25 protein-coding genes, 4 tRNA genes and 1 pseudogene are annotated in these 25,950 nt (G+C 61.1%); 7 read left to right on the top strand and 23 right to left on the bottom strand.

Annotated elements, in window-relative coordinates:
- Nucleotides 1–182: 182 nt before the first annotated feature.
- The 12 genes from PMA3_RS06205 to PMA3_RS06150 form a co-directional block, all read right to left on the bottom strand.
- Complete coding sequence (locus PMA3_RS06205) at nt 183–773, bottom strand: nucleotidyltransferase family protein (protein ID WP_064676341.1); 591 nt, start codon at nt 771–773, stop codon at nt 183–185.
- The gene (locus PMA3_RS06200; protein WP_064676340.1) at nt 770–1,753 is read right to left on the bottom strand and encodes an XdhC family protein; all 984 of its coding nucleotides are present in this window, start codon (nt 1,751–1,753) and stop codon (nt 770–772) included. The genes PMA3_RS06205 and PMA3_RS06200 overlap by 4 nt, the downstream gene beginning before the upstream one ends.
- Complete coding sequence (locus tag PMA3_RS06195) at nt 1,753–4,074, bottom strand: xanthine dehydrogenase family protein molybdopterin-binding subunit (protein WP_064676339.1); 2,322 nt, start codon at nt 4,072–4,074, stop codon at nt 1,753–1,755. Before PMA3_RS06195 ends, PMA3_RS06200 begins: the two co-directional genes overlap by 1 nt.
- Nucleotides 4,071–4,541, bottom strand: a complete 471-nt coding sequence (locus tag PMA3_RS06190) for a (2Fe-2S)-binding protein (protein ID WP_064676338.1) — start codon at nt 4,539–4,541, stop codon at nt 4,071–4,073. The genes PMA3_RS06195 and PMA3_RS06190 overlap by 4 nt, the downstream gene beginning before the upstream one ends.
- Nucleotides 4,542–4,790: 249 nt before the next feature.
- Nucleotides 4,791–5,810 carry a UDP-N-acetylmuramate dehydrogenase gene (gene murB / locus PMA3_RS06185; protein WP_064676337.1) on the bottom strand — a complete coding sequence of 340 codons (1,020 nt, stop codon included), beginning with the start codon at nt 5,808–5,810 and terminating at the stop codon, nt 4,791–4,793.
- Entirely contained in the window at nt 5,807–6,271 is a 465-nt protein-coding gene (locus PMA3_RS06180; protein ID WP_064676336.1) for a low molecular weight protein-tyrosine-phosphatase, read from the bottom strand. The genes murB and PMA3_RS06180 overlap by 4 nt, the downstream gene beginning before the upstream one ends.
- On the bottom strand, nt 6,271–7,035 hold the full coding sequence (gene kdsB, locus PMA3_RS06175; protein ID WP_064676335.1) for a 3-deoxy-manno-octulosonate cytidylyltransferase: 765 nt from the start codon (nt 7,033–7,035) through the stop codon (nt 6,271–6,273). Before kdsB ends, PMA3_RS06180 begins: the two co-directional genes overlap by 1 nt.
- A complete protein-coding gene (locus tag PMA3_RS06170; protein ID WP_007945752.1) occupies nt 7,032–7,217 on the bottom strand; it encodes a Trm112 family protein in 186 nt (61 codons plus the stop codon). The genes kdsB and PMA3_RS06170 overlap by 4 nt, the downstream gene beginning before the upstream one ends.
- Before the next feature lie 25 nt (nt 7,218–7,242).
- Nucleotides 7,243–8,253 (bottom strand): tetraacyldisaccharide 4'-kinase, encoded by a 1,011-nt coding sequence (gene lpxK, locus PMA3_RS06165; protein ID WP_064676334.1) that lies wholly within the window; start codon nt 8,251–8,253, stop codon nt 7,243–7,245.
- A complete protein-coding gene (locus PMA3_RS06160; protein WP_064676333.1) occupies nt 8,253–8,684 on the bottom strand; it encodes an ExbD/TolR family protein in 432 nt (143 codons plus the stop codon). The genes lpxK and PMA3_RS06160 overlap by 1 nt, the downstream gene beginning before the upstream one ends.
- Nucleotides 8,681–9,319, bottom strand: coding sequence for a MotA/TolQ/ExbB proton channel family protein (locus tag PMA3_RS06155; protein ID WP_064676332.1), 639 nt, complete (start codon nt 9,317–9,319; stop codon nt 8,681–8,683). Before PMA3_RS06155 ends, PMA3_RS06160 begins: the two co-directional genes overlap by 4 nt.
- A gap of 97 nt (nt 9,320–9,416) precedes the next feature.
- Nucleotides 9,417–11,639 carry a DNA internalization-related competence protein ComEC/Rec2 gene (locus PMA3_RS06150; protein WP_064676331.1) on the bottom strand — a complete coding sequence of 741 codons (2,223 nt, stop codon included), beginning with the start codon at nt 11,637–11,639 and terminating at the stop codon, nt 9,417–9,419.
- Between the two features lie 136 nt (nt 11,640–11,775).
- Here PMA3_RS06150 and PMA3_RS06145 point away from each other — a divergent pair, with 136 nt between their 5' ends.
- Complete coding sequence (locus tag PMA3_RS06145; RefSeq protein ID WP_064676330.1) at nt 11,776–12,294, top strand: DUF2062 domain-containing protein; 519 nt, start codon at nt 11,776–11,778, stop codon at nt 12,292–12,294.
- A 112-nt stretch (nt 12,295–12,406) separates the two neighbouring features.
- On the opposite strand, the gene PMA3_RS06140 is transcribed toward PMA3_RS06145, so the two are convergent.
- The 4 genes from PMA3_RS06140 to PMA3_RS06125 form a co-directional block, all read right to left on the bottom strand.
- On the bottom strand, nt 12,407–13,186 hold the full coding sequence (locus PMA3_RS06140) for an ABC transporter permease (protein ID WP_064676329.1): 780 nt from the start codon (nt 13,184–13,186) through the stop codon (nt 12,407–12,409).
- Nucleotides 13,183–14,115 (bottom strand): ABC transporter ATP-binding protein, encoded by a 933-nt coding sequence (locus PMA3_RS06135; protein WP_064676328.1) that lies wholly within the window; start codon nt 14,113–14,115, stop codon nt 13,183–13,185. The genes PMA3_RS06140 and PMA3_RS06135 overlap by 4 nt, the downstream gene beginning before the upstream one ends.
- 133 nt (nt 14,116–14,248) lie before the next feature.
- On the bottom strand, nt 14,249–14,872 hold the full coding sequence (locus PMA3_RS06130; protein ID WP_064676327.1) for a glutathione S-transferase family protein: 624 nt from the start codon (nt 14,870–14,872) through the stop codon (nt 14,249–14,251).
- Between the two features lie 43 nt (nt 14,873–14,915).
- The gene (locus PMA3_RS06125; protein WP_064676326.1) at nt 14,916–15,575 is read right to left on the bottom strand and encodes a transglutaminase-like domain-containing protein; all 660 of its coding nucleotides are present in this window, start codon (nt 15,573–15,575) and stop codon (nt 14,916–14,918) included.
- A 249-nt stretch (nt 15,576–15,824) separates the two neighbouring features.
- Between PMA3_RS06125 and PMA3_RS06120 the strand changes: the two genes are divergently transcribed.
- Together PMA3_RS06120 and PMA3_RS06115 are read left to right on the top strand one after the other, a co-directional pair.
- On the top strand, nt 15,825–18,272 hold the full coding sequence (locus tag PMA3_RS06120; RefSeq protein ID WP_064676325.1) for an acyl-CoA dehydrogenase: 2,448 nt from the start codon (nt 15,825–15,827) through the stop codon (nt 18,270–18,272).
- 74 nt (nt 18,273–18,346) lie between these two features.
- Nucleotides 18,347–18,754 carry a PA2817 family protein gene (locus PMA3_RS06115; protein WP_027924016.1) on the top strand — a complete coding sequence of 136 codons (408 nt, stop codon included), beginning with the start codon at nt 18,347–18,349 and terminating at the stop codon, nt 18,752–18,754.
- 172 nt (nt 18,755–18,926) lie between these two features.
- Here PMA3_RS06115 and PMA3_RS06110 read toward each other — a convergent pair whose 3' ends face one another.
- Nucleotides 18,927–19,925, bottom strand: a complete 999-nt coding sequence (locus PMA3_RS06110; protein ID WP_064676324.1) for a LysR family transcriptional regulator — start codon at nt 19,923–19,925, stop codon at nt 18,927–18,929.
- A 91-nt stretch (nt 19,926–20,016) separates the two neighbouring features.
- Here PMA3_RS06110 and PMA3_RS06105 point away from each other — a divergent pair, with 91 nt between their 5' ends.
- The 3 genes from PMA3_RS06105 (at nt 20,017) to PMA3_RS06095 (ending at nt 22,147) form a co-directional block, all read left to right on the top strand.
- Complete coding sequence (locus PMA3_RS06105) at nt 20,017–20,643, top strand: alanyl-tRNA editing protein (protein WP_064676323.1); 627 nt, start codon at nt 20,017–20,019, stop codon at nt 20,641–20,643.
- A 93-nt stretch (nt 20,644–20,736) separates the two neighbouring features.
- Nucleotides 20,737–21,507, top strand: a complete 771-nt coding sequence (locus PMA3_RS06100; protein WP_064676322.1) for a 2OG-Fe(II) oxygenase — start codon at nt 20,737–20,739, stop codon at nt 21,505–21,507.
- A gap of 1 nt (nt 21,508) precedes the next feature.
- Nucleotides 21,509–22,147, top strand: coding sequence for a LysE family translocator (locus PMA3_RS06095; protein WP_064676321.1), 639 nt, complete (start codon nt 21,509–21,511; stop codon nt 22,145–22,147).
- A gap of 116 nt (nt 22,148–22,263) precedes the next feature.
- Here PMA3_RS06095 and PMA3_RS06090 read toward each other — a convergent pair.
- The 4 genes from PMA3_RS06090 to PMA3_RS06075 form a co-directional block, all read right to left on the bottom strand.
- A tRNA-Gly gene (locus PMA3_RS06090) sits at nt 22,264–22,339 on the bottom strand.
- 3 nt (nt 22,340–22,342) lie between these two features.
- A tRNA-Glu gene (locus PMA3_RS06085) sits at nt 22,343–22,418 on the bottom strand.
- A 104-nt stretch (nt 22,419–22,522) separates the two neighbouring features.
- Nucleotides 22,523–22,598 (bottom strand) — tRNA-Gly (locus PMA3_RS06080).
- Nucleotides 22,599–22,600: 2 nt separating this feature from the next.
- A tRNA-Glu gene (locus PMA3_RS06075) sits at nt 22,601–22,676 on the bottom strand.
- A 391-nt stretch (nt 22,677–23,067) separates the two neighbouring features.
- On the opposite strand from PMA3_RS06075, the gene PMA3_RS06070 reads away from it, so the two are divergent.
- Nucleotides 23,068–23,826 carry a hypothetical protein gene (locus tag PMA3_RS06070; protein WP_064676320.1) on the top strand — a complete coding sequence of 253 codons (759 nt, stop codon included), beginning with the start codon at nt 23,068–23,070 and terminating at the stop codon, nt 23,824–23,826.
- A gap of 648 nt (nt 23,827–24,474) precedes the next feature.
- Here PMA3_RS06070 and PMA3_RS33520 read toward each other — a convergent pair.
- Nucleotides 24,475–25,338, bottom strand: a complete 864-nt coding sequence (locus PMA3_RS33520) for a methyl-accepting chemotaxis protein (protein WP_420848683.1) — start codon at nt 25,336–25,338, stop codon at nt 24,475–24,477.
- Nucleotides 25,336–25,560: pseudogene (locus PMA3_RS33515) on the bottom strand (HAMP domain-containing protein); the annotation flags it as partial. The gene PMA3_RS33520 and the pseudogene PMA3_RS33515, both read right to left, overlap by 3 nt.
- Nucleotides 25,561–25,950: the final 390 nt, after the last annotated feature.

The following is a 25,950-nucleotide window of genomic DNA, read 5'->3' as shown; positions in this document are numbered from 1 at the left end:
AAGCCCCGCCTGGTGAACCCAGGCGGGGCTTTTTTTATGTCATTGAACATCCGAGAACCAGTGTGGGAGCGGGCTTGCTCGCGAATGCGGTGAATCAGCTTGCATCAATGTCGAATGTTAAACCGCATTCGTCGGAACGCCGCCCGGAGCAAGCCCGCTCCCACACCGGATCTGCGCCAGGCCTACTTAAAGACCAACGCCTCAGGCACATCCACATCCCATAACACCCCGGGATCATCCACCGCCACCTCGACCACCCTTGCCCGCGCAAACAACGGCTTGGCCCCATGATCGCCCGATAACGCCATCAATCCGGGCCCCAACATGCGCCCAAACCCCACCGGATGCCCATACTTGCCTTCGTGCACCGGCACACTGACAGAATCATCAGCAATCCCCGCCACCACCTGCTCAATACTCGACGGCAAAACAAACGGCATATCCCCCAACACAATCAACCATCCCCCAAGCTGCGGACACGCCGCCACCCCGGCCGCAATGCTGTCGCCCATGCCAGTCGACTCGACCAGCACAATCTCGCACCCATAAGCCTTGGCCATGCGAATCACCTGCGGGCGATCAACGGTCGTCACCAGGACGCGCTTTTCAAGGCTAGCGGGTAAATTCACCAGTACCTGCTCGATCACCGAATGAACCGCGCCATCACGCCCGGTACAGTCCGCCAACAACTTGTCCTGCCCGGCACCCGCCACCTCGCGGAAACGCCTGCCCTGCCCCGCCGCCAGTACGATCACGCCTATGGGTTCGCTCATACCTCCTCCTGCAACGGCCTCTTCTGTTTCAGCTCGATACCGTTCTTGATCGCGACAATTTCGGCCAGCAGCGACAAGGCGATTTCCGCCGGGGTATGGCTGCCGATGTGCAAGCCGATCGGGCCATGCAGCCGCTCGATGGCCTGATCTGACAAGCCTAGCTGAGCCAGGTTATTCCGGCGTTTCTGGCTGTTGACCCGGGAACCCAATGCACCGACATAAAAAGCCTTGGAGTCCAGGGCCGTGAGCAACGCCATGTCGTCCAGTCGAGGATCGTGGGTCAGGGCAACGATGGCGGTGCGTTCGTCGGTCTGGATGTTCAGCACCGCTTCATCCGGCATTCCCGATACGAAGCGACCGTGCTGTTCTTCCCAGCCGTAGACGAACTCGGTGCGTGGATCGCAGATCAGCACTTCGAAATCCAGCAGCCGCGCCATCTCGGCGACGTAACGGGACAATTGCCCCGCACCGATCAACAACAACCGCCAACGCGGACCATAGATGGCGCGCAAGGTCTTGCCGTCGAACGTCAGCGCGTCGGTCTTGCTGGCCGGTTGCAAAACCACTGCGCCGGTCGCGAGATTCAACTCCCGCGCCACGATTTGATGGGCCTCGCAGCGTGTCAGCAACTCGGCCACCCAGGCCGGATCACCGACTCGCTCCTCGGTCAGACGCAAGGTGCCGCCGCAGGGCAGACCGAATCGCGCGGCTTCCTCACGGGTGACACCGTAGGTGATCAGCTGCACCGGCGGCCCATCGGGTGGAATCCGTCCGTCGTGCAGCCGGGCGATCAGATCGTCTTCGACACAGCCACCCGACACCGAGCCGATCACCACCCCGTCTTCACGCAAGGCCAGCATGGCGCCAGGGGCCCGGGGCGCGGTGCCCCAGGTCTGGACCACGCTGTACAACACCACCCGCTGACCGGCGCGACGCCACTGCAGCACGCTGCGCAATACGTTCAGATCGACGCTGTCCATCAGGCCTGAGCCTTCTGCCAACCCTGCAACTGATAACGCACCGGCAGATCGCGGATGCGCTTGCCGGTTGCGGCGAAGATCGCGTTGCACAGCGCCGGCGCAATCGGCGGCACGCCCGGTTCGCCGACACCGCCCAACGGCACATCGCCCGGCGGCGTCACCAGATGCACCGCGACTTCCTTCGGTGCCAGGGACATGCGCGCCACTTCGTACATGTGGAAGTTGTCCTGCTGGACCTTGCCGTCCTTGAAGCTGATCTCCCCCAGCACCGCGTTGCCCAGGCCCATGACGCAGGCGCCTTCGAACTGCGCGCGAATCCGTTCCGGGTTGATCTGCGGCCCGCAATCCACGGCGATGTCAGCCTTGTGCACGATCAAGGTACCGTCGTCTTTCACTTCGACCTCGATCACCGCAGCCACGTAGGTGACGAAGCTGTAGTGCACCGCCAGCCCCAGGCCTCGGCCCTTGGGCATTTCACGGCCCCAACCGGCGGCTTTGGCCGCGGTTTCCAGCACCGTGCGCATCCGCCCGGTGTCGATCGGATAACGCTCGGGCGATTCGCCGTAGTTCCACTCTTCACTCAGTGTGCGCGGATCGATCTGCCGATCCGGACCGAGCAATTTGATCTGGTACTTGAGCGGGTCCTGCCCGGCCTTGTGCGCCAGCTCATCGACAAAGCTCTGGATCGCAAAGCCGTGGGGGATGTTCGACACCGAGCGGTACCAGCCGACCCGGGTGTGGACCGCCGCTTCGGGGTTTTCCAGGCGCACGTTGGGGATCGCATACGCCATGTTGGTGAACCCCATGCCCAGTTCGAAGGCCGCTTCGTGATTCATCCCCGGCGCGAACAGCGCGGTGATGCTCGGCGCTACGGTGCGGTGCAGCCAGGCGGACGGCAAGCCGTCCTTGCTCAGGCTCGCCTTCAGGTATTCGGCCGATACGGTATGGAAATAGGAACAATGGATGTCGTCTTCACGGGTCCATTGCACCCGCACCGCCTTGCCCGGGAACTCCTTGGCGAGAATCGCCGCTTCGATGATGAAGTCCGGTTTGGACTTGCGACCGAAACCACCGCCCAACAACGTGACGTTGAAGGTGACCTTTTCGAAGGGAATACCCAGGCGCTCGCCAATGCGCTCGCGGGTGACCTGCGGCGCCTGGCTCGGTGCCCAGGCTTCACACAGGCCGTCCTTGAAACGCGCGATGGCGACCATCGGTTCCATCGGCGCCTGTGTCAGGTGCGGCAGGTAGTAGGACGCTTCCAGGGTACTGTCGGCGCTGCCCATGGCCTCTTCGATGTTGCCGGTATTGCGCACCACTTTGCCGGGTTTGAGGGACGCGGCTTCCAGTTCCTTGCGGTAGGCAATCGAGTCGTAACTGGCGTGGGGGCCGTCATCCCATTCGATTTTCAGCGCATCGCGGCCCTTGATCGCCGCCCAGGTATTGCTGGCGACCACGGCCACGCCGCCCAGCGGTTGAAATTCCAGCGGCAGCGGCCGATCTTCGATCTGAATGACCTTGATCACGCCGGGGACTTTCATCGCCGCGCTGGCGTCGAAGGATTTGACCTTGCCGCCATACACCGCAGGTCGGGCAATGGTCGCGTAGAGCATGCCTTCAAAATGCACATCGGCGCCGTAGACCGCGCGACCGTTGACGATGTCGTCACCGTCGATCGCCTTGCTGCCTTCCTTGCCGATATAGCGAAATTCCGACGGTTGCTTGAGCCGCAGACTGTCGCGGGCCGGCACCGCCAGCGCGCCGGCAGCGGCGGCCAGGGCGCCGTAGCCCAGTTCGCGACCGGTCGGCTGGTGAATCACTTTGTGCAATTGCGCCCGGCACTCGCTGACCGGCACTTTCCACTGCTGCGCGGCGGCCTGTTCGAGCATGGTCCGTGCAGCCGCACCGCAGCGACGCATCGGCTCGTACCAGTGGCGCATGCTGCGCGAACCGTCGGTGTCCTGGTTGCCGAAGCGTACTTCGTCCCCCGGCGCCTGTTGCACCTTCATCATCGCCCAGTCGGCTTCCAGCTCATCGGCCACCACCATGGTCAGGCTGGTGCGCACCCCCTGGCCCATCTCCGAGCGGTTGCAGACCACGGTCACCATGCCGTCATCAGCGATACTGATGTACACCTTCGGGTCATCGATCCAGCCGTGGGGCATGCCGTCGGCGCCGAACTTCTTCTGTTCCCCGGCAGCGAACGCGTCCTGCCAGCCCCAGCTGGCCACCAGCACCAGCGCGCTGGTGGCACCGACACCTTTGAGAAAACCACGGCGACTGAGGTTGCTCAGGGCGAAATCATTGGGTAACCGGCTCATGCCTTGGCCTCCTTCAGGTGAGTGGATGCCTGGCGGATGGCGGTCTTGATGCGGTTGTAAGTGCCGCAACGACAAATGTTGCCGACCATCGCCTCTTCGATCTGTTCGTCGCTGGGGTTTGGGTGGGTCTTGAGCAAGGCGGTGGCGGACATGATCTGCCCGCCCTGGCAGAAACCGCACTGCGCCACGGCGGTGTCGAGCCAGGCTTGCTGGACGACCTGGCCGACCGGGTCGACGTGCAGGTTGTCGATGGTGGTGACGTTCTGGCCGACCACCGAGCCGATCGGCGTGATGCAACTGCGCGCCGGAGCGCCTTCGATGTGAATGGTGCAGGCGCCGCACAGGCCCATGCCGCAGCCGAATTTGGTGCCGTTGTAACCGGCCACATCACGGATCGCCCAGAGCAGCGGCATATCCTCGGTGACGTCGAGTTGATGGTCTTGACCATTGAGCTTCAGGGTAATCATGGGCACGCCCGCATATGTCTGGAAGTTATGGGGTCGAGCAATCTGCCGCCATGAGGGGATGGCGGTTGGCATCACGCAGATCTGCTCAGGCTAAATGGGCTCTCTTATGCAGACGGCAGGGTCTGCATCGGGCCTTTGATGGAGCAAAGAGTTGCATCGTTAGGTGGCTAAGTTAACCCAGCATTAACAAAAAAGCCCTGCACAGTTGAAGGTGTGCAGGGCTTTGGAATCATCCACTAAAGCTTAGCTTCAATAACGATTGGGCTCCATTTCCAGGTCGACGTGAAAACGTTCTGAAATGTCTTTCTGGATGCGCTGCGCCAGATGCAGCAATTGCAGGCCGGTCGCGCTGCCGTAGTTGACCAGCACCAGCGCCTGCAGCTTATGCACCCCAGCGTCGGCCTCGCGGAAACCTTTCCATCCCGCGCGCTCGATCAGCCAGCCCGCCGCCAGCTTCATTTGCCCATCGGGTTGCGCGTAGGCCACCAGGTCCGGGAATTCACCCTTCAGCTGCGCCACAAGCGCGGCGGGCACCAAGGGGTTCTTGAAGAAACTGCCGGCATTGCCGAGCACCGCCGGGTCCGGAAGCTTTTCGTTGCGGATGCTGCAAATCGCCTGGCTGACATCGGTGGCCGTGGGGTGATCGATGCCCTGCTCGGTCAGGCGCTGACGCACCGGGCCGTACTCCAGATGCAGGGGCGCGGCGCGGTCGAGGAGGAAACGAACCCGCAGGATCAACCAGCGCCCCGGCTCCTGCTTGAACAGGCTGTCGCGGTAAGCGAAGTTGCATTCTTCCAGGGAAAAGTCCCGCAGGGTGCCGGTCTGGCGATCCAGCGCGGTCAAGCCGGCGAACACGTCCTTGATCTCCACGCCGTAGGCGCCGATGTTTTGCATCGGTGCCGCGCCGACGGTGCCGGGAATCAGGCTTAGGTTTTCCAGGCCCGACAACCCCTGGGCCAGGGTGTGTTGCACGAACGGATGCCAAGGCTCGCCGGCCTCCGCTTCGATCACGACCTTGCTGCCGTCATCGCTCAGGATGCGAATCCCGCGGGTGGCCATGCGCAACACCAGCGACTGGATGTCGGCGGTCAGCAGTAAATTGCTACCGCCGCCGATCACCAGCAGCGGTACGTCATGTTCCGCGGCATAGGCCAGTGCATCGCGCACGTCGGCATCGCTGTGGGCCTCGGCGAACAACCGGGCCTGAACGTCCACCCCGAAGGTGTTGAACGGTTTGAGCGACACCTGGGGCAGTACCTGCAAACTCATAACCGCCCCTTTAACTCGATCACCAGCCGATCGGTGGCGCGCTCGATCAAGTCGAGCACCTGCTCAAAGCCCTGGTCGCCGTCGTAATACGGATCGGGGACTTCGTCGATTTCCGACTCGTAGCGACGCAGGAACAGGTCCAGCTCGGCCTTGCCCTTGGCCGGTTGCAGGGCCTTGAGGTTGCGCAGGTTGCTGTTGTCCATGGCCAGGATCAGGTCGTAGGCGGCGAAATCGGCACGGGTGACTTGCTGGGCGCGCTGCGCGGACAGGTCGTAGCCGCGCAGCCTGGCCGCGGCCTGGCTGCGCTTGTCCGGCGCCTTGCCGACGTGCCAGTCACCGGTGCCCGCAGAGGCGACTTCGACGTGATCGGCCAGCCCCGCTTCGCGCAGTTTATGCCGCAGCACCCCTTCCGCCGTGGGCGACCGGCAGATATTGCCCAGACAGACGAACAGGACCCGCATCAGGCCTCCAACAGGCGACGAACGCGCTCGAGGTCTTCAACGGTGTCGACGCCGGTGGGTGGTGCGATCAGCGCATCGGCGACGTGAATCCGCACGCCGTGCCACAGGGCCCGCAGCTGTTCCAGGGATTCGGTGTTTTCCAGCCAGCACGGGCCCCAGCTGACGAAGTCATGCAGGAAACCGGCGCGGTAGGCATAGATGCCGATATGGCGGCGATAGGGCACGCCTTCCGGCAGTTGCTCGCGGTTCTTGGCGAAGGCATCCCGGGCCCAAGGCAAGGTCGCACGACTGAAGGTCAGCGCCAGGCCGTTGAGGTCGCTGACGACCTTGACCACGTTGGGGTTGAACAGGGTTTGCACATCCTCGATCGGCTCGGCCAGGGTGGCCATGCGCGCTTCGGTGTGGGCGGCCAGGTTGGCGGCGACCTGATCGATCACGCTTGGCGGGATCAGCGGTTCGTCACCCTGGACGTTGACCACGATCGCGTCCGGCGCCAGGCCCAGTTTCTCCGCGACCTCGGCCAGGCGATCGGTGCCGGAGTTGTGGTCTTCACGGGTCAGCACCACTTCGGCGCCAAACCCCTGGCAAGCCTCGACGATACGCGCATCGTCAGTGGCCACCACCACCCGCTCGGCACTGCTCTTGCTGGCCTGTTCCCAGACGTGCTGGATCATCGGCTTGCCGGCGATCAGCAGCAGCGGTTTGCCCGGCAAGCGGGTCGAGGCGTAACGCGACGGGATGACAACGGTAAAGGCTGTGGTCATTTATCCAGACGCTCGTCGGTGGTCAGGGTGCGGGCTTCGGTTTCGAGCATCACCGGAATGCCGTCGCGGATCGGGTAGGCCAGGCCGGCGCCCTTGCTGATCAGCTCGGTTTTGTCGGCGCTGAGCTTGAGTGGGCCTTTGCAGACCGGGCAAGCGAGGATGTCGAGCAATTTGGTGTCCATGTGCATTCCCTGGATTAAATCGGTTTCAAGGCAAAAGTCGGGCCGGCAACAGGCGCATCAGCTGCGTGTCGAACCAGGCCACGAAGGCCGGTGACGGCGCAGCATCGACCGCCAGGTACCACCAATCGGCGGCGGCGAAGGCACGGCACTTCACCGCGTCCTTTTCAGTCATCACCAACGGCAATGACGGAGTGAAATTCAAGGCCTGGACGCTGTATTCAGCGTGGTCGGCAAACGCGTGGGGAACTGGCTGCCAGTGTAGCGTTTCGAGGGTCGTGAAGAAACGCTGGGGATTGCCGATTCCGGCCACGGCGTGCAGGGCTTGGCCGGCGGGAAAGTGGTCGAGCGCGCGCCGTTCGCCGCTTTGCAGATTGACCAGCGCAGTGGGGTACAACCGGAAGGCAAAACTACCTTCGCGGTCGGAGTCGGCGCCGTTGTAGAGCACCGCGTCGACGCTTTGCAGGCGCTCGGCCGGCTCGCGCAACGGCCCGGCCGGCAGGCAGCGTCTATTGCCAAGGCCACGGGCGGCGTCGATCAGCACCAGTTCCAGGTCACGGGCCAGGCGATAATGCTGCATGCCGTCGTCGGACAGGATCAGGTCCAGTGGTTCACTCGCCAGCAAGGCTTTGACCGCGCGGCTGCGATCCGGATCGATCATCAAGGGTACGCCGGTGCGCTGGACGATCAACAAAGGCTCATCCCCGGCGATTTCGGCGCCCTGCTCGGCTTCGACCCGCCACGGCAGGTGCGGCGGTTTGGCGCCGTATCCGCGACTGACCACGCCCACCCGTAAACCGCTGCGCTGACAGTGCTGGATCATCCACAGAATCAACGGCGTCTTGCCAGTGCCGCCGACGGTGATGTTACCGACCACGATCAGCGGCACCGGCGGCTGATAGATCTCGCCCTCGCCCGCCAGGAAGCGCTTGCGCTTGTTGTTGACCACGCGCCGATACAACCACTCCAGCGGCTGCAACAGCTTCAGGGCCGGATGACCCTGGTACCACGCGGCGAGCAAGCGATCGGACATGGCCATCAGGGCGCGGGCGGCGCCGCCTCGACAGTGGTCATGCGCAGGTGACTGAAGCCGAGTTTGCCGGCGGCGTCCATGGCGGTGATGACGGCCTGGTGCTGGGTCTTGCCGTCGGCGCTGATGGACAGCGGCAAAGTCGTGTCACCGCTGGATTCTTTCTGCAGCGCGTCCATCAGGGTCGCCAGGTCATTCTTCGGCAATACCTGATTGTTCAGCGAGAATACCCCTTCGGCACTGATGGCCACATCCAGCTGCTTGACCTGTCGATCTTCGGCAGGCGCACCGCTGACCGCTTCCGGCAGATCGACGCGTAACTGGGTTTCACGGGTAAAGGTGGTGGTCACGACGAAAAACAGCAGCAGGATAAACACCACGTCGATCAGCGACGCGAGGTTGATGTCCACATTCTCCCGTTGCTTGCGGCGGAATTTCACGCTTTTTTGCCCTCGGACAGGTCCACGTCACGATCACCCTGCACAACCTCGACCAGCTTGATCGCTTCCTGCTCCATGCCCACCACCAGCTCATCGATCCGGCGTTGCAGGAAGCGGTGGAAGAACACGGCCGGAATGCCGACCATCAGGCCCGCGGCGGTGGTGATCAGCGCTTTGGAAATACCGCCGGCCAGCACGGCAGCGTTGGTGCCCATGCCCGAGCCCATGAACGCACTGAAGATGTCGATCATGCCCAGCACCGTACCGAGCAAGCCCAGCAACGGGGCCATGGCGGCGATGGTGCCCAGGGCGTTGATGTAGCGTTCGAGTTCATGAATGACCCGTGCGGCGGCCTCTTCGATGCACTCTTTCATGATCTCGCGACCATGCTTGGAGTTGGCCAGGCCTGCCGCCAGGATTTCACCCAACGGCGAGTTGGCGCGCAGTTCCTTGAGCTTCTCTTTATTGAGTTGCTTGTCTTTGATCCAGACCCAGACCTGCCCGAGCAAATGCTCCGGGGTCACACGGCTGGCACGCAGGGTCCAGAGACGCTCGGCAACGATTGCCATGGCCGCGATGGAACTCAGAATGATCGGCAGCATCATCCAGCCGCCGGATTTGACCAATTCCCACACAGTGACAGTCCCCTCGAAAAAGTGCGCCACTCTAACATAGGGGGTGGGCGCACCGAAGACCGGGATGTCGCATCCGCCGGGCTTCATTCAGGGGCGATCAGGGTGCAGGGCGCCAGAAACGCCGTTCCTGACGCATTGTCCAGGCTGGCTTGAACTGTCCCAGTTGCAGACGGATGGCACCCTGTTCGGCGCTGTCATGTATCGCCATGCCACGCTGTCGGTAACGCGCCAAGACCGTGGGATGGGGATGGCCGAAGGCATTGCCCTGGCCGCGGGAGATCAGCGCCGCCGCGGGTTGCAACGCGGCAAGCAGCGCCGGCGAAGATGAACTGCGACTGCCATGGTGTGGCGACTGCAACCAATCGGTTGTCACCGCCAGGGGGCTGTCGAGCAGGGCCCGCTCGGCCGCGGTGTCGATGTCACCGGTCAGCAGCAACCGCTCGCCGTTGGCTTCGATCTGCAACACGCAGGATTTTGGGTTGCTTTCCCGGGCTGCTGCCCATTGCCAGAGCGCGAACTGCACACCGTCCCAGGTCCATTGCCGGCCGCTCTCGCAGGCCTCGGCTTGCAGCTCGGTGGGCAACTCCAAGGGTTCGCCACTGAGCACGCGCCTCACCGGCAACCCTTTGGCGACGGCCTGCGCCCCGCCGGCGTGATCGGCATGGGCGTGGCTGATCAGCATCAGGTCGAGGCCGCTCACCCCCAGTTTGCGCAGCGTCGGCAGTACCACGCGCTCGCCGAGGTCGTTATCGCCGAAACGTGGCCCGGCGTCGTACAACAGCGTGTGATGACGGGTGCGCACCAGGATGGCCAGTCCCTGGCCGACGTCCAGTTGCCAGATTTCGGCCGTGCCCTCCGGCAACAGTTGGCGGGGTGGAAATACCAGCAACAGCAGCAGCGGCCAACCCAACGGGCGCAGGGGCACCCCGCGAGGCATTAACAGCAGCAACGCACCCAGTGCCCCCAGGCCCCCTATCCACAACGGTACCGCCGCCGGCATCCACGCGGGGAAACGCCCGGCCATCAGTGCAAGGCCCCTGAACAACAGATCGATCAAGCCTCCCGCCACCCACAGCAACCCCTCGCCCACAAAAGGGATGGGCAACAGCAGCGTCCCCAGCAAGGCTGGCGGCAGCACCACCAGACTGATCCAGGGCACGGCCAGCAGATTGACCAGCGGCCCGCTGAGGCTGATCGGCAAGCCCAGTATCAGCAATATCGGGCCCAGGCCGATCGCGATCAGCCACTGGGCGCGAGTCCAGGATTGCCACCAGCGCCAGGGACCCAGCCGGCCGCCGAAAATGAAGATCAACACGGCTACCGCGGCGAAAGACAACCAGAAACCCTGCTGCAGACTCGCCAGCGGGTCCAGCAGCAGAACGGCGTTGAGCGCCAGCAACAACGGCCACCAGGCACCGAGATGGCGAAAGCGCAGCCGCCACAACAGCACCAGGCCGATCATCACGCAGGCTCGCCGCACGGGCACGTCGAAACCGGCCAGCAACCCATAACCGAGCGCAGCGGCGAAGGCCAGGCCGCAGGCCCATGGCAGCCAGGGCAGACGCCCCGGCCACAGGCCATAACGAGGCAGGCCGGCGATCAGCAGGTACACCAGCCCCGCGAGCAAGCCAATGTGCTGCCCGGAAATTACCAGCAAATGCACGGTGCCGGTGTCTTGCAACACCTGCCAATCCTCGCGACTGAGCCCGGCGCCATCCCCCAGCACCAGCGCCGTCAGCGCTCCCGTTCGGCCTTGGGCATCCACCGCCTGCAAGCGTTGGCGGATGCCGTCGCGCCAGGCCCATCGAGCTTCCTGGAGACGCACGCCATCCTTGACCGTCCCGGTGGCGCCGATGCGTTGCGCCAGCAGCCAGGCGTCGTAATCGAAGGCATGTGGATTGAGCAGCCCCGCAGGACGCTTCAATTTCACTGCCAGTCGCCACTGTTCGCCGCTGTTGACCGGCGGCCCGCCGTACCAGGCCAGGCGTATCAATGGCGGGACAGTTTCGCGTCGCGAATGGGCGTCTGCCAATTGGAAACGCACGACCGCCTCACCATTCTGGGGCAATCCCACCACCCGCCCTTCCACCCAACGGGTTTCGCCATCCAGATTGGCGGGCAGGCGATCATCCAAGGCCCACTGCGCATTCGCACATGCCCAACTGAAGCCGAACAGGAAAAATGCCAATGGATACGTCCTGAACGGCAGCATCATCAAAGCCGCTACCGGCAACACCAGCCAAAACCAGACCGGCGGTAGTACCGGTAAAAAACGCAGGGCCAGCAGACCCAGCGCCAACGCTATCATCCCTGTGCGCATAAGCCCGTCCTTGAGGGTTCCAGCCCTAGGCATAGCTGGCTTATCGCACGACTGCGGATATCAATTGTCACAAAGTCTGAATGGGCGGTTCATGGAATCCAGACATACTTGCCGCCTTAACCGACCGAGAAGCCTTATGCCCCGGCGCTTATTCAAACGTTACATGCCAGACCCGACGAGCATCAGGGAACACAAGTCCTTACGCTTTCTCGGCACGCTGCTGCATGACCCGAACCTCTGGCACCTCAACCGACACTCCGTCGCCCGGGCCATGGCAGTGGGTCTGTTCGCTGCTTTTCTGCCGATTCCCTTGCAAATGCTGGTGGCCGCCATCCTCGCCATCATCGTGCGCGGCAACATGCCGATCGCCGTCAGCCTGGTCTGGCTGACCAACCCGATCACCATGCCGGCCGTGTTCTTCTGCACGTACCAGACCGGTGCGTGGTTGATGGATGTCCCTGCCCGGCATTTGCCGGATGAATTGACCTGGGAGTGGATCAGCGGCCAACTCTCGACGTTGTGGCAGCCATTCCTGCTGGGATCGGTGGTGGTGGGGCTGGTACTCGGAGGCTTGGCTTATTGTCTGGTGATGATGTATTGGCGCTGGTGGGTGGGTCGGCAATGGGCGCGGCGCAAGAAAAAGCGGATGCAGTGAATGCAAAACGGCCTCCTTCCTTTATGGAGAGGCCGTTTTTTTGTGGTGTCCGGGCTGACGCCTTCGCTGTAGGAGCGAGGCTTGCCCGCGAAGCAGACGACACGGTCTCTCCTCAGGTGCGCATCCCGCGCCCACTCACCAGCAACCGCGCACAACCGATATACAACACTGCGGTCGCCACCAGCATGAAGGTGATCGCCACGCTGATCCGGATATCCGAAACGCCCAGGATGCCGTAACGGAAAGCGTTGACCATGTGCAGCACCGGGTTGGCCAGGGACACGGTCTGCCAGAACGGCGGCAGCAGGCTGATCGAGTAAAACACCCCGCCCAGGTACGTCAGGGGTGTCAGCACGAAGGTCGGGATGATCGAAATATCATCGAAGTTGCGCGCAAACACCGCGTTGATGAAGCCCAGCAGCGAAAAGATCGTCGCCGTCAGCACTACCACCAGAATGGTCACGCCCAGGTGATGCACCTGCAACTGGGTGAAGAACAGCGACAGCAGCGTCACGATGACCCCGACCATCAATCCGCGCAGTACGCCACCGAGGGTGTAGCCGATCAGAATCGTATGCGGCGACACCGGCGATACCATCAATTCCTCGATGGACCGCTGGAATTTGCTGCCGAAGAAACTCGAGACCACGTTGCCGTACGAGTTGGTGATCACCGACATCATGATCAGCCCTGGCACGATGTACTCCATGTAGGTGAAGCCACCCATGTCGCCGATCTGCCGACCGATCAGATTGCCGAAGATCACGAAGTACAGAACCATGGTGATGGCCGGCGGCAGCAAGGTCTGCGGCCAGATCCGGGTAAAGCGTCTGATCTCACGGTAGACGATGGTATTGAGGGCAACGAGATTGGGTTGCAGCTCGGAACTCATACCGCCACCTTCGACAGATTTTTTTCCACCAGGGACACGAACAACTCCTCGAGGCGATTGGTTTTGTTACGCAGGCTCAGCACTTCGATGTTCTGCTGCGCAAGCTGAGTAAATAGCGCCGTAATGCCCATGGACTTGTCCACCTGAACTTCCAGGGTGTGACTGTCGAGCAACCTGGTGGCGTAACCAAGCAACTGCGGCGCCACTTTCAGATCGTTTTTCATGTCGAGCAAGAAGGTTTCAACATGCAGTTGGCCGAGCAACTGCTTCATGCTGGTGTTCTCGACGATAGTGCCGTGGTCGATGATGCCGATGTTGCGGCACAATTGCTCAGCCTCTTCCAGGTAGTGGGTGGTGAGGATGATAGTGATGCCTTTCTTGTTCAGCTCGGTCAGGAAGGTCCACATCGAGCGACGCAGTTCGATGTCCACACCCGCCGTCGGTTCATCGAGAATCAACAAGCGTGGTTCGTGGACCAGCGCCCGGGCGATCATCAACCGACGCTTCATGCCACCGGACAGCGAGCGGGATGGCACATCGCGCTTGTCCCACAGGCCGAGCTGGGTCAGGTATTGCTCGGCTCGCTCCTTGGCGATTTTCGGCGGGATCCCGTAGTAACCGGCCTGGGTCACGACGATGTCGAAGGTCTTTTCGAACTGGTTGAAGTTGAATTCCTGAGGCACCACGCCTATGCAGCGCTTGAGCTGCGCCGGGTTTTTGTCCAGGTCGTTACCGAAGATATTCACCGTGCCGCTGGTCTTGTTCACCAGGGTCGAGAGAATGCCGATGGTCGTGGATTTGCCAGCGCCATTAGGGCCAAGCAAGGCGAAGAAGTCACCTTCGGCGACGTCCAGATCGATACCACTCAAGGCCTGGAAACCGTTGCCGTAGGTTTTGGTTAGCTGCCGGATGGACAGAGCGGAACTCATATCGGATTTACGCACCAAGAAGGGAAGGAAGGAATAAATAAGGGCGGGCGGCGAGCAATGCAACCGCAGCGCATGAAAGCAATGGTGCTTGTCGCCGCCACACAAGTACAGTCAAGCGTGTCGATAGTGAGTATTAAGTCAACGCGGTCATGACGGCTTTCCGATACGCCGGACGCTGCTTCAATCGTGCATACCAGGCTTCCACATGAGGTTGCGGCGCACGCTCGATCGGCATCTCGAACCAGGCATAAATGAAACTGCCGAGGGAAATGTCGCCCATGCCGATGTCGTTGCCCGACAGGTACGGTTGGGTCGCCAGCGCCTGATCGGCCATCGACAGCAGATCGTCGCATTCCTTGATCGCAGCCTTGATGGCGGGCCAGTCCTGTTTATCCTCCGGCGTGCGCAAAACGCCCCAGAACACTGTGCGGAACGGACCGGCAAAACTTGAAGTGGTCCAGTCCATCCACTTCTCCGCAGCAGCGCGGACCTGAGGACTCTCCGGGTACCAGGCCGTACCGTTGGCATGAGAGGCCAGCAGGTAACGCACGATGGTGTTGGATTCCCACAGCACGAAACCGTCGTCTTCAATCACCGGCACGCGACCATTGGGATTCATCGCGCGGTACTGCGGTGTATCGACTACACCAAAGGCGCCGCCGGCATCGATCGCTTCGTAGGCCAGGCCCAGCTCCTCGGCGGCCCACAACGGTTTCCTGACATTCGACGAATTTTTCCGACCCCAGATCTTCAGCATGACCGCCTCTTTATGGATGAATGCGCAGGCAGCATACGCCGGATCAGGCGCGACTCAAATCGCTCTGCATATCACCCAACAGCACCGGCAGTTGCTCGCGGAACAGATGTGGGTAGCACTTTTCCAGGTGCTCGAAAAAGAACGTTTCAGGCACGTCGGGGAACTGGCCGTGATCGATCAGGTACTCCATCAATTGCGCTCCGTCACGATTGAACGGATGGAATACGCTGTCGTGGATGCCGTCGAATTCCAAGGGTTCGACATTGAACAGTTCGCACAAGTCCTGGTTGAACGCCGGTGTGGCTTTGACCCAGCTTCCGTTCAGGTACAGTTCGGTATAACCATGCATGGCGAACACGTCGCTCTTGAGCAATTCGAGCAGGCGCGGCGTCGCCAAATGGTTGCGCACATCCGCCAGCCCGATGCGTGCGGGGATCGAGCAATGCCGCGCGCATCCGGCCAGCAGTGTGGCTTTGGGCACGCAGTAACTCACCCCGGCTGCCAGTGCATGACTGCCACGCAAGGTCTGCGGGTCGCGACTGAAGGTGTAAGGGTTGTAGCGCACCGCCTCGCGCACGGCGTAATAGAGATTGATCGCCTGCTCGAGCGGGTCGCGACTGCTGCCCCGATGTTTTTCGGCGAACTCCACCACCGACGGATGGTCACTATCGATGAAGCGGCCGGGACTCAGATACTCGTGCATGAGAACACTCTCCTGGGGAAGCCACGAGTCTAGCGACAGGTTCAGCACAGAGATAACGACGTTTCGGCCAAACTTGAGCGCATTGTCGCTCGCTCCATGCTTGATTTTTCACGGCCTGTCGCCCATCAGTCCTACAAAACTCATCACGGTTTCCTACGATTTCAATCACATCGCTCTGACCACCTTGTTTTACGGATGCCGTCTAAGCTCTGAAGGCTGGTTTTGCCCTGGTTTCACGGAGGATTAAATATGCTGCTGTTGTGGATACTGGTTCTGGTTGTCGGGATAGCTTATCTGGCTCACCGCCGCATCGCCCCGCTGCCCGCCATGGGTATCGTGGCTGTCTACCTGTTGGCGATGGGTATTTTCAGCCGTGCACCGGGTTGGCTGCTGCTGATTTTCTGGGTGTTGCTCGCTGCCACCGCGGCTCCGCTATTGCTGCCCGACCTGCGCCGCAAATATTTTAGTGCGCCGATGTTCAACTGGTTCCAAAAAACCCTGCCGCCGATGTCGCCCACCGAACGCGATGCCATCGATGCCGGCACTGTGTGGTGGGACGGTGAACTGTTCAGCGGTCGTCCGGACTGGGACAAGTTGCTGTCCTACCCCAAAGCGCAACTGAGCGAAGAAGAACAGGCCTTTATCGATGGCCCCACCGAAGCACTGTGCGCCATGGTGAGCGACTGGCAGATCGGGCAAGACATGGACCTGCCACCAGAAGCCTGGGCCCACATCAAGGAAAACGGCTTCTTCGCCCTGATCATTCCCAAGGAGTTCGGGGGCAAAGGGTTTTCCGCCTATGCCCACTCGCAAGTGGCGATGAAACTGGCGACCCACAGCGGCGACCTCGCCTCCACGGTGATGGTCCCCAATTCCCTCGGCCCGGCCGAACTGTTGCTGCATTACGGCACCGATGAACAACGCAACCACTACCTGCCACGCCTGGCACGGGGTGACGACATCCCCTGTTTCGCCTTGACCGGCCCCCTGGCCGGTTCCGACGCTGGCGCGATGCCCGACACCGGGGTGATCTGCAAAGGACAATGGGAAGGCCAGGAAACCCTCGGCCTGCGCCTGAACTGGGAAAAACGCTACATCACGCTGGGGCCGGTAGCCACCCTGCTCGGTCTGGCGTTCAAGGCCTACGACCCGGACCACCTGCTGGGGGACGAGGAAGACCTGGGCATCAGCCTGGCGCTGATCCCCACCGATACCGCCGGCGTCGAAATCGGCCGCCGTCACTTGCCCCTTGGCGCTTCGTTCATGAACGGCCCGAACTCGGGCAAGGATGTGTTCATTCCCCTGGACTTCCTCATCGGCGGCCAGGAAATGCTCGGCAAGGGCTGGATGATGCTGATGAACTGCCTGTCGGTCGGGCGTTCGATTTCCCTGCCTGCGGTCGGTACCGGCGCAGCCAAATTCACCAGCCTGGTGACGGGCCAATATGCGCAGATTCGTGAGCAGTTCAACGTTCCGCTGTCGGCGTTCGAAGGCATCCAGGAAGCCATGGCGCGCATCGGCGGCAATGCCTGGATGATGGACGCCGCGCGGATGCTGACCGCCAACGCGGTAGACCTGGGCGAAAAGCCCTCGGTGCTGTCTGCGATTCTCAAGTATCACCTCACCGAACGCGGTCGCGAGTGCATCAGCCACGCCATGGATGTGCACGGTGGCAAGGCGATCATCATGGGGCCAAACAATTATCTGGGGCGCAGCTGGAATGGCGCGCCGATCTTCATCACCGTGGAAGGCGCGAACATTCTCTCGCGCAACCTGATGATCTTCGGCCAGGGTGCGATTCGCTGCCATCCTTTCGTGCTCAAGGAAATGGCCCTCGCCGGCCGCGAAGACAAGGACCAGGCACTCACCGAGTTCGATGGCCTGCTGCTCAAGCACATCGGTTTCGCCGTGGGCAACGCCGCCAGCACCCTGGTGCTGAACCTCGGCCTGGGGCATTTCGAACACGCGCCGGGCAACACGCTCAGCCAAGGCTACTTCCGGGCCCTCAATCGCCAGGCCGCTGCGTTCGCCATGCTCGCCGACCTGAGCATGATGCTGCTGGGCGGTGAACTGAAACGTCGCGAGCGCTTGTCGGCGCGTCTGGGGGACGTACTCAGCAACATGTACCTCGCCTCCGCCGCGCTCAAGCGTTACCACGACCTCGACTCACCGGAGCATATGGCACCGCTGTTTACCTGGGCCATGGAAGAAAGCCTGGGTCAGTCCGAGCGTGCACTCGATGAACTGCTGAGCAACTTCCCGAACAGGGTGCTGGGTTGCCTGCTGCGGGTGATCGTATTCCCGCTGGGTCGTCGCCACAAAGGCCCTTCGGACAAGCTCGGCGCAGAAGTCGCGGCGGTGATTGGCCGGGCCAAGGGCGATCCGACCCTCGAAGAATTGCTCGGCGGTTGCTACCGTCCACAATCACCCGATGACGCCGTTGGCGCGCTGCAACACGCCTGCAACCTGTTGGACGCGGCGCGGCCATTGCAGAAAAAACTGCATATGGGCCTCAAAAGCGGTCAGGTTAAACCGGCGGTCGGGGAACATGTCATCGATGCAGCGCTGGAAGCCGGCGTGTTGCAGCCCGGGGAGGCGCAAACCCTGCGCGATGCCGAAGCAGCGCGGCGCAAGGTGATCGATGTCGATGATTTCGACAAAGAGGAGCTGGCTTTGGCCAAAGGAAAGGTCCGCTGATCCCGTCCACCATGTAAAAAAGGGCGCGGGCGCTTTATACTCCCGCGCCCGTTTTGCTCTTGAGGACTTATCTCGTGTCCAATGTCGTTGCCGATCATCTTGTCTTGCTCGACCACCTGCGCAGCATCCTGGTCGCCGTAGGTGAGGCCGAACAGGTTCCCGAAGAAAGCCATGCCTTGTTCCTGGAGCGCTTCGACGAACTGCGCGCGTTGCTGCCGGTCGACCCGATCGAAAGCCAATACCTGGGCCAGGACATCCTGTGCCAAGTGATCACCCGCTATCCACAAATCGCCCACCTGGTTCCGCGCGACCTGCTGTGGTACTTCGCCGGCGACTGCCTGCACTACATGCCCGACGATGAGATCGACCTGTATCAGGCACTGGAAGAACGTCGTTTCGAAGCCGAACAGAACGACGAACCCTTCGACTGGAACCAGGAAAAACAGCTGCTGGCAATGTCGAACGACGACAGCAAGCACTGATTCACGGTCAGCAATCAAAAGGCCCGCATGGTGATTCATGCGGGCCTTTTTTTGGTATTGCTGAATCATGTGGTGACCGGGCGGACGCCTTCGCGAGCAAGCCCGCTCCCACATTGGATCTGGGGCGCTCACAAATCAAATGTGGGAGCGGGCTTGCCCGCGAAGGCGCCCGTCAGAACAACCCATCACTCTCGGGAAGCTCATACTGTGCCGCCATCTTGCCCAGCGCACTTGGCTTGCCCGGCTTGCTCAAGGTCGGCTCCTTCTCGAGGCACTCCACCAGATAATCGATCAACACCCGAAGCTTGGGCGGCAAGTAACGGGTCGGCGAATGCAGCAACCAGGCGCCGCCGTGGTAGGACGCGAGGAAGGTCCAGTCCGGCAACACCTGCACGATGAGTCCCTGCTCCAGCGCATAACGCGCGGTGAAATAGGGCAGGCTGCCGATCCCGATGTGCTGCAACACCGCCCCCAGTCGCACACCGGTGTGATTGGCCGCATAACGACCGCGTACACCGACGGTCACTGCCTTGGTGCCTTTCTTGAATTTCCACCGCGCATCGCTCGGGGTTTCGCCCAGGTAGATGCAACTGTGATCGAGCAAGTCGTGGGGATGGGTCGGCGTGCCGTGTTCGGCGAGGTACTGCGGCGTTGCGCAGAGCAAATGGTCGATGGTCAGCAGTTGCCGCCCCACCAGACCGGCGGGTGGCCGATCGGTAATGCGAATAGCCAAGTCGACGTTGTCATCGATCAAGTCCACCTGACGGTCCTCGAGCAACAACTCCACATCGACTTTGGGATAACGCCGCAAAAATTCCGGCATATGCGGATGAATCACGAACCGCCCCACCGCTTTCGGCACACTGACGCGCACCAGCCCTTCCGCTTCGTGGGTGAACTGGCCGCTGATTTCCATGACCGACTTGGCCGCACTGACCATTTCCTGGCAGCGCTTGAACACTTCCTCGCCACCGTCGCTCAGGCGCAGTTTACGGGTGGTGCGTTGCAGCAAACGGGTGGCAAGCGCCTTCTCCAGACGCGAAATGCTGCGACTGATCGCCGAGGGCGAAGAACCCAGCTGGCGAGCCGCTTCGGAGAAACTGCCGGTCTCGACGACCTTGACGAAAATCGCCATTTCACCCAGCAGAGGCAGTGGAAGATTTATGCTCACAGCACAACAGTCCTTTGATGTTTGAACGGATTATCACGCAAATCCGCTCTCCATATAATGAAAAACAGAAACTTTAATAAGGTCATGGACTATGACGCTTCGCCTGTTTTTCCATAGTGATGATCTCAAGGCCAACGTTGAAGTGCTGGATTGCACGCCCTGCGAAAATGAATTCGCGGTGGTGCTGCGTGCCACGCTGTTTCATCCACAGGGGGGCGGACAACCCTTCGACACCGGCTGGATCGGTGAAAGTCAGGTGTTGCGCGTGGTTCAGGACCCGGACCGAGTCATCCATTTTGTCGATCGCCCGGTAAAACTCGGCATGACCCAGATTCGGGTCGACGAACAGTGTCGCCAGTTCAACACGCGCATGCACTCCGCCGGCCATCTGATCGGTCACTTTGTTCAGGCCTTGGGCTGGATGCCGATCAAGGCGCATCACTGGCCAGGCGAAGGACGAGTGCAGTTCAAACCCGAAGATTCGGCGCAGGACGTTGATGCGCAAACTGTTCAGCACGGCATCGAGCAATGGATCGCCCACGACCTGCCCCGCCTGACGTCATTGCGCGAAGGCGCCAGGGAAATCGGTTTCGGTGAACTGCCCGCCTACGGTTGCGGCGGCACCCATGTACGTAGCTTGAAGGATTTGGGCGTGGTCTCGATCACTGCCGTTTCGCAAAAAAAAGGAACGCTGTCCGTTCACTACGATGTGGACTGAGCATGTGGGCGATGCCGAACCCGGCATCGCCTGACGCCGGGGCAGCCCGCATTCGCAGGCTCCGTTGCCTCTTTGATAGATGGACCTTAAACCATGATGCTTGACGTCGAGCGTCTCGATGAGACGTGCATAAAAAAACTGGCCAACGAAGAAGTCCTCGCCATTCGCGTCAAAGGCTTGCTGCCCCGATCGCTGGCGATGCAGATCGGCGACAAGATCCTCACCCCCGGTTTCGAAGGCTATATCAACGCGCCCAGCATCGGTCGCATCGGCATGGCGTTTTATGAAGCGGAAAACCAGCCGCTGTTGATCGAGGATTATTTCGCCCGCGCCACCCGCAACATCGCGGAATTACGCAACCGCTGCGCGCCCTACCCGTCCCCGGTCGACACCCTGCGCTGCATGCTCGACGAATCCTGGCCAGCGGGTGCGCACCTGGAAAATCTTTACGGGCGCAAAATGTATGTAGGGCTGTCCCGGGTGGTGAAGCCAGGCGTGTGCTTCCTCGCCCACCACGACATTTTCGCCAAGGACGCCCCTGACAGCTACCAGGCCAGAAGCCTGGAAGCGCAGTTCGCCTGCAACGTTTACCTGAACATGCCCACCGAAGGTGGCGCATTGCAGATGTGGGACGACGACATTTCCCCGGACCAATTCGACGAGATGCGCGGCGAGAGCTACGGCATCGACCCGGCCCTGCTCGGCCCCGCGGCTCTGGAGATTCTCCCCGAGCCTGGCGACTTCATCATGTTCAACTCGCGCCGCATGCACTCAGTGACGCCGGGTGTGGCGGACCCGCGCTTGAGCCTTTCCTTCTTTGTCGGCTATCGCGGCAATGCTTCACCCCTTACTTTCTGGAGTTGAGATGCTTTCCAATTACATGGGCGAGTTTCTGACGCTGGCGATCATCCACTTCCTCGCTGTGGTCGCACCCGGACCGGACTTCGCGGTCACCATCCGTCAAAGCGTGCGTTTCGGCAGACTGGTCGGCATCTGCACGGCGCTGGGCATCGGTGCGGGCATTTCCGTGCACGTGCTTTACACCCTGCTCGGCGTCGGCGCATTGATGCACACCACCCCCTGGCTACTGACCGTGGCCAAGGTGGTGGGCGGCGCCTACATTCTGTACCTCGGCGTCAGCCTGATACGCAGCAAACCCAAGACCGTGCTGGAAGGCGACAAAGGTGCGGACCAACCGATGGCAGAGCAAACACTGCTCAAGGCGTTCAGCACAGGTTTCCTGACCAACGCCACCAACCCCAAGGCCACGCTGTTTTTCCTGGCGATATTCACCAGTCTCATCAGCGCCACGACACCGCTCAAGGTTCAGGCGCTGTATGGGGTCTGGATGTGTTTCGTTAATGCATCGTGGTTTGTCATTGTCGCCCTGTTCTTTTCCAGCGCCCGGGTGCGATTGCTCTTTCTGCGCATGGGGCACTGGTTCGAACGAACGATGGGGGTGATTCTGATCTTGTTCGCAGGGCGTCTGATTCTGTCGATGTAAAAACGTCGAACGAGCAAAAGGCCCGCACAGTCTGACTGGCGGGCCTTTTTTACTGCTGCGGACACAAATCGCGCACAAACAAAAACGCCGCTCGATGAGCGGCGTTTTTGTGAAATTGGAGCGGGAAACGAGACTCGAACTCGCGACCCCGACCTTGGCAAGGTCGTGCTCTACCAACTGAGCTATTCCCGCAAATGGCGTCCCCTAGGGGACTCGAACCCCTGTTACCGCCGTGAAAGGGCGGTGTCCTAGGCCACTAGACGAAGGGGACACGCTGCCCGGAACACATGGTCTGTGTTTCGGTGCCCAGACCCGCATCCGAAGACTTGGTTCTGGTTTCACTCAGCCCTGCCCGAAAGCAACGCTGTTTAAAAATGGAGCGGGAAACGAGACTCGAACTCGCGACCCCGACCTTGGCAAGGTCGTGCTCTACCAACTGAGCTATTCCCGCATTGGCGTCCCCTAGGGGACTCGAACCCCTGTTACCGCCGTGAAAGGGCGGTGTCCTAGGCCACTAGACGAAGGGGACACACGTACAACATTCACTCCCTACCGCGTTTCGCTGTGTGCTTTCCGCTGTAAGTGGCGCGCATTCTATGGATGGATTGAGGGGTCGTCAACCCCCTGATATAAATTTATTTAAATCAATGACTTCGCCCTGCTTTAGGACACCGATCCGGGTTTTACGCCGTCCGACGATTGACGCCTATATTCTGACGCCAGGCAAGCGTCAAGGCGTTATAGTTCATGCATGCCCTGAGTGATGGCAATACGCCTCTAGAACGACTATTACTTATAGTAATCAGGGTTGCGGCCGATACCACATAAGGATAACCGATTCATCCCGTCGAGCGGTCCGGGCAACTCCCCTGCACGCGACCCCATAAACCCATAAAGAGGTCTTACCGGTGACACCACTCATGATCACCCTGCTCGTCGTAGCCGGGATCGCACTATTGATCGCCATTGGCTACATGAACCATGTGGTGGAAAACAACAAGCTGGAAAAAGCCCGCACCCGGATCGAGCTGAACGACCGCCTGCGTCGCTGTGGCGAAATCACCGAGACTTTTCCCGGTCAGTTGATGACAGCGGAACTCAAACTGCTGTTGACCCGTCTGGAGCTTAATGTCTGCCAGCGCCTGCTCAGTCTGGAAAAATCCGACGCCGCGATGAAGGAACGGATTGCCGAACTGAATGCCCTGGTCGCCCAAGGCGAATCGATCCCGGTCAACAATCCACCGGCACCGATCCAGACCGAAGCCAAAGCCAAGGACGTACGCTTCCTGCTCGAAGCCCTGCACGGCCAGATCACCCGCGCCGCCCATGATGGCTTCCTGCCAACCAACGAAGCCAAGCGCTGGATCCGCGAAGTTCGCCATCTCCTGGTCCTGCTGCACATCGAATTCTTCAACAACCTCGGCCAGCACGCCCTGCAACAGAACCAGCCCGGCCAAGCCCGCCTGGCATTCGAACGCGGCGTGCAGTACCTGCGCAAACAGCAGGACCCCAAGGTCTACGCCGAACAACTGGACTACCTGGAAAAACTCCTGGCCCGGGCCAACGCACAGGTCATGGATAACATCGCGCCGGCTGATGGCGAAGTGAACCAGCTGACTGAAGGCCTGAAGGACGCCGAGGCTGATGCGGACTGGAAGAAGAAAGTTGTTTACGACTGATCAAGGGAAGCGGGAGAGCCACCGAAAAGGTGGCTTTTTTTTGGGTTGGATTTTAGCGGTGAGTGCATCCGATAAAGATTGGTTGGCTGGCAGGCCGTCTTCGCTGGCAAGCCAGCTCCCACAAGGGGTACGGGTGCGTTCTGAAATCAGGTCGGCTGTCAGGCCGCCTTCGCGAGCAGGCTCGCTCCTACAAGGGGTACGCGTGCATTTCTGAAATCACGTCGGCTGTCAGGCCGCCTTCGCGAGCAGGCTCGCTCCTACAAGGGATCGGCGTACACCGACGCTCTCCACCACTCATCAGGCCGAGCGTTAGCTCGCCTGCAGCTTTTGATCTTGACGCACCGCCCCATCGAGAGGCCGAGTGGAGGTTCTGCGTAGTGGGCAACCCGGCATGGATGCCGGGTTAGCCGCGCACGGCCAGGGATGGCCGATCGCGGCGGGCCCACGGAGCAGGACCGGAGCGAGGGCATGCCGAGCACTAGCGAGGCACCGAACGAAAGGGGCAAGAGCCCTTGGTTACTTGGGGCTTTTCCAAGTGACTCGCCGTAAGGGCGAAACCATAGGCGGCCGTTACCGCACCAACGGATATGCACTCAACCACCAACAACCTGGTCGGCCCAACGGCCGCCAAGTCCAAAAAAGCCCACATCAAAGCCGAAAGTGCCCCACCATCCCCTTCAACTCAACCCCCAACTGCGCCAGCTCAATACTGGACGCCGCATTCCCCCGCATCGCCAACGAAGACTGATCCGCACTGGCGCGAATACTTGTCACACTGCGATTGATCTCCTCGGCCACCGAACTCTGCTCCTCGGCAGCCGCTGCGATCTGCTGGTTCATTTGCTGAATCAACGATACCGCCGCGGCAATGCTGCCCAGCGCACTCTCAGTCTGCAGCGCATCGCTGACTGCCAGCTTCACCAACTCACCACTGTTCTGAATCTGCTGTACCGACGAGTGCGCCGCCGAACGCAAGGCGCTGACCAGTCGCTCGATCTCCTCGGTCGATTGCTGGGTCCGTTTCGCCAATGCCCGCACCTCGTCCGCCACCACCGCAAAGCCCCGCCCCTGCTCGCCGGCCCGCGCCGCCTCGATAGCGGCATTGAGCGCCAACAGGTTGGTTTGCTCGGCCACGCTCTTGATGACACCGAGCACCGTGCCGATGTTCTGGATTTGCGCGCTCAGGCTTTCGATGCTCGAACTGGCCGAGGTCGCAGAATCTGCCAGTTGCTCGATCCGGGCCATACTCTGGCGCACCACCTGCTGACCGCTTTCAACCTTGTCGTCCGCTGTCTGTGCCGCCTGAGCGGCCTCCTCGGCGTTTCGCGCAACGTCGTGCACGGTCGCGGTCATCTGATTCATCGCCGTAGCAACCTGATCGGTTTCTTCCTTTTGGCTGCTGACTTCCAGATTGGTCTGTTCGGTTACCGTCGACAGTGATTGCGCCGAACTGGCCAGTTGCTCGATGCCGGCCTGCAAACCGCTGACAATACTGCTGAGTCCTGTTCCCATCTGCTGCATGGCCTGCATCAATTGACCGATCTCGTCACGACGAGTCACCTCGACCGTCGCACTCAAATCGCCGGCGGCGATCTGTTGCGCCACACGCATCACGCTGCGCAAGGGGCCGACGATCAACCGGGTAATCACCCATGCCGCAATCAACCCCACCAGCAAGGCCAGCGCGGAGGAGCCGATAATCAGCAACGAATTCTTTTTCAGTTCGGTCTGCATCGACTGGTCTTCGGCGACATAGGCCTGATCCACCCGCTCCACCACCTGCGCGGCGCGCTGATGCAGTTGCTCATAAACGATTTTTTCCTGAGCTAGCAAGCCAGTGTATTCGGCGAGTTTTTCGCTGAAACCGCCGATGTGGCCGGCCACTTCATTGAGCACAGTCTGGTAGCCCTCATCCTTGACGGTGGTTCTCAGTTGCTCGGCCTGGACCAGCGCCTGGTCGGCCTGCTCGATCTTGCCCTGTGCCGCGCTGTCGTCACCCTTGCGGCTCTGGTCCAGGCGCACGCGCGCTTCGTTCATAGCCTGCAACATCAGCCGCGATACCTGGCTGACCTGACTGGCTTGCTCGATGAACTGCGCGCCATCCTTGCCTGCGGATTCTTTCAA

The organism is Pseudomonas silesiensis (assembly GCF_001661075.1).
Lineage (GTDB): Bacteria > Pseudomonadota > Gammaproteobacteria > Pseudomonadales > Pseudomonadaceae > Aquipseudomonas > Aquipseudomonas silesiensis.
The sequence above is the reverse complement of the archived record's forward strand: the minus strand, read 5'-3'. Positions and strand labels throughout refer to the sequence as shown.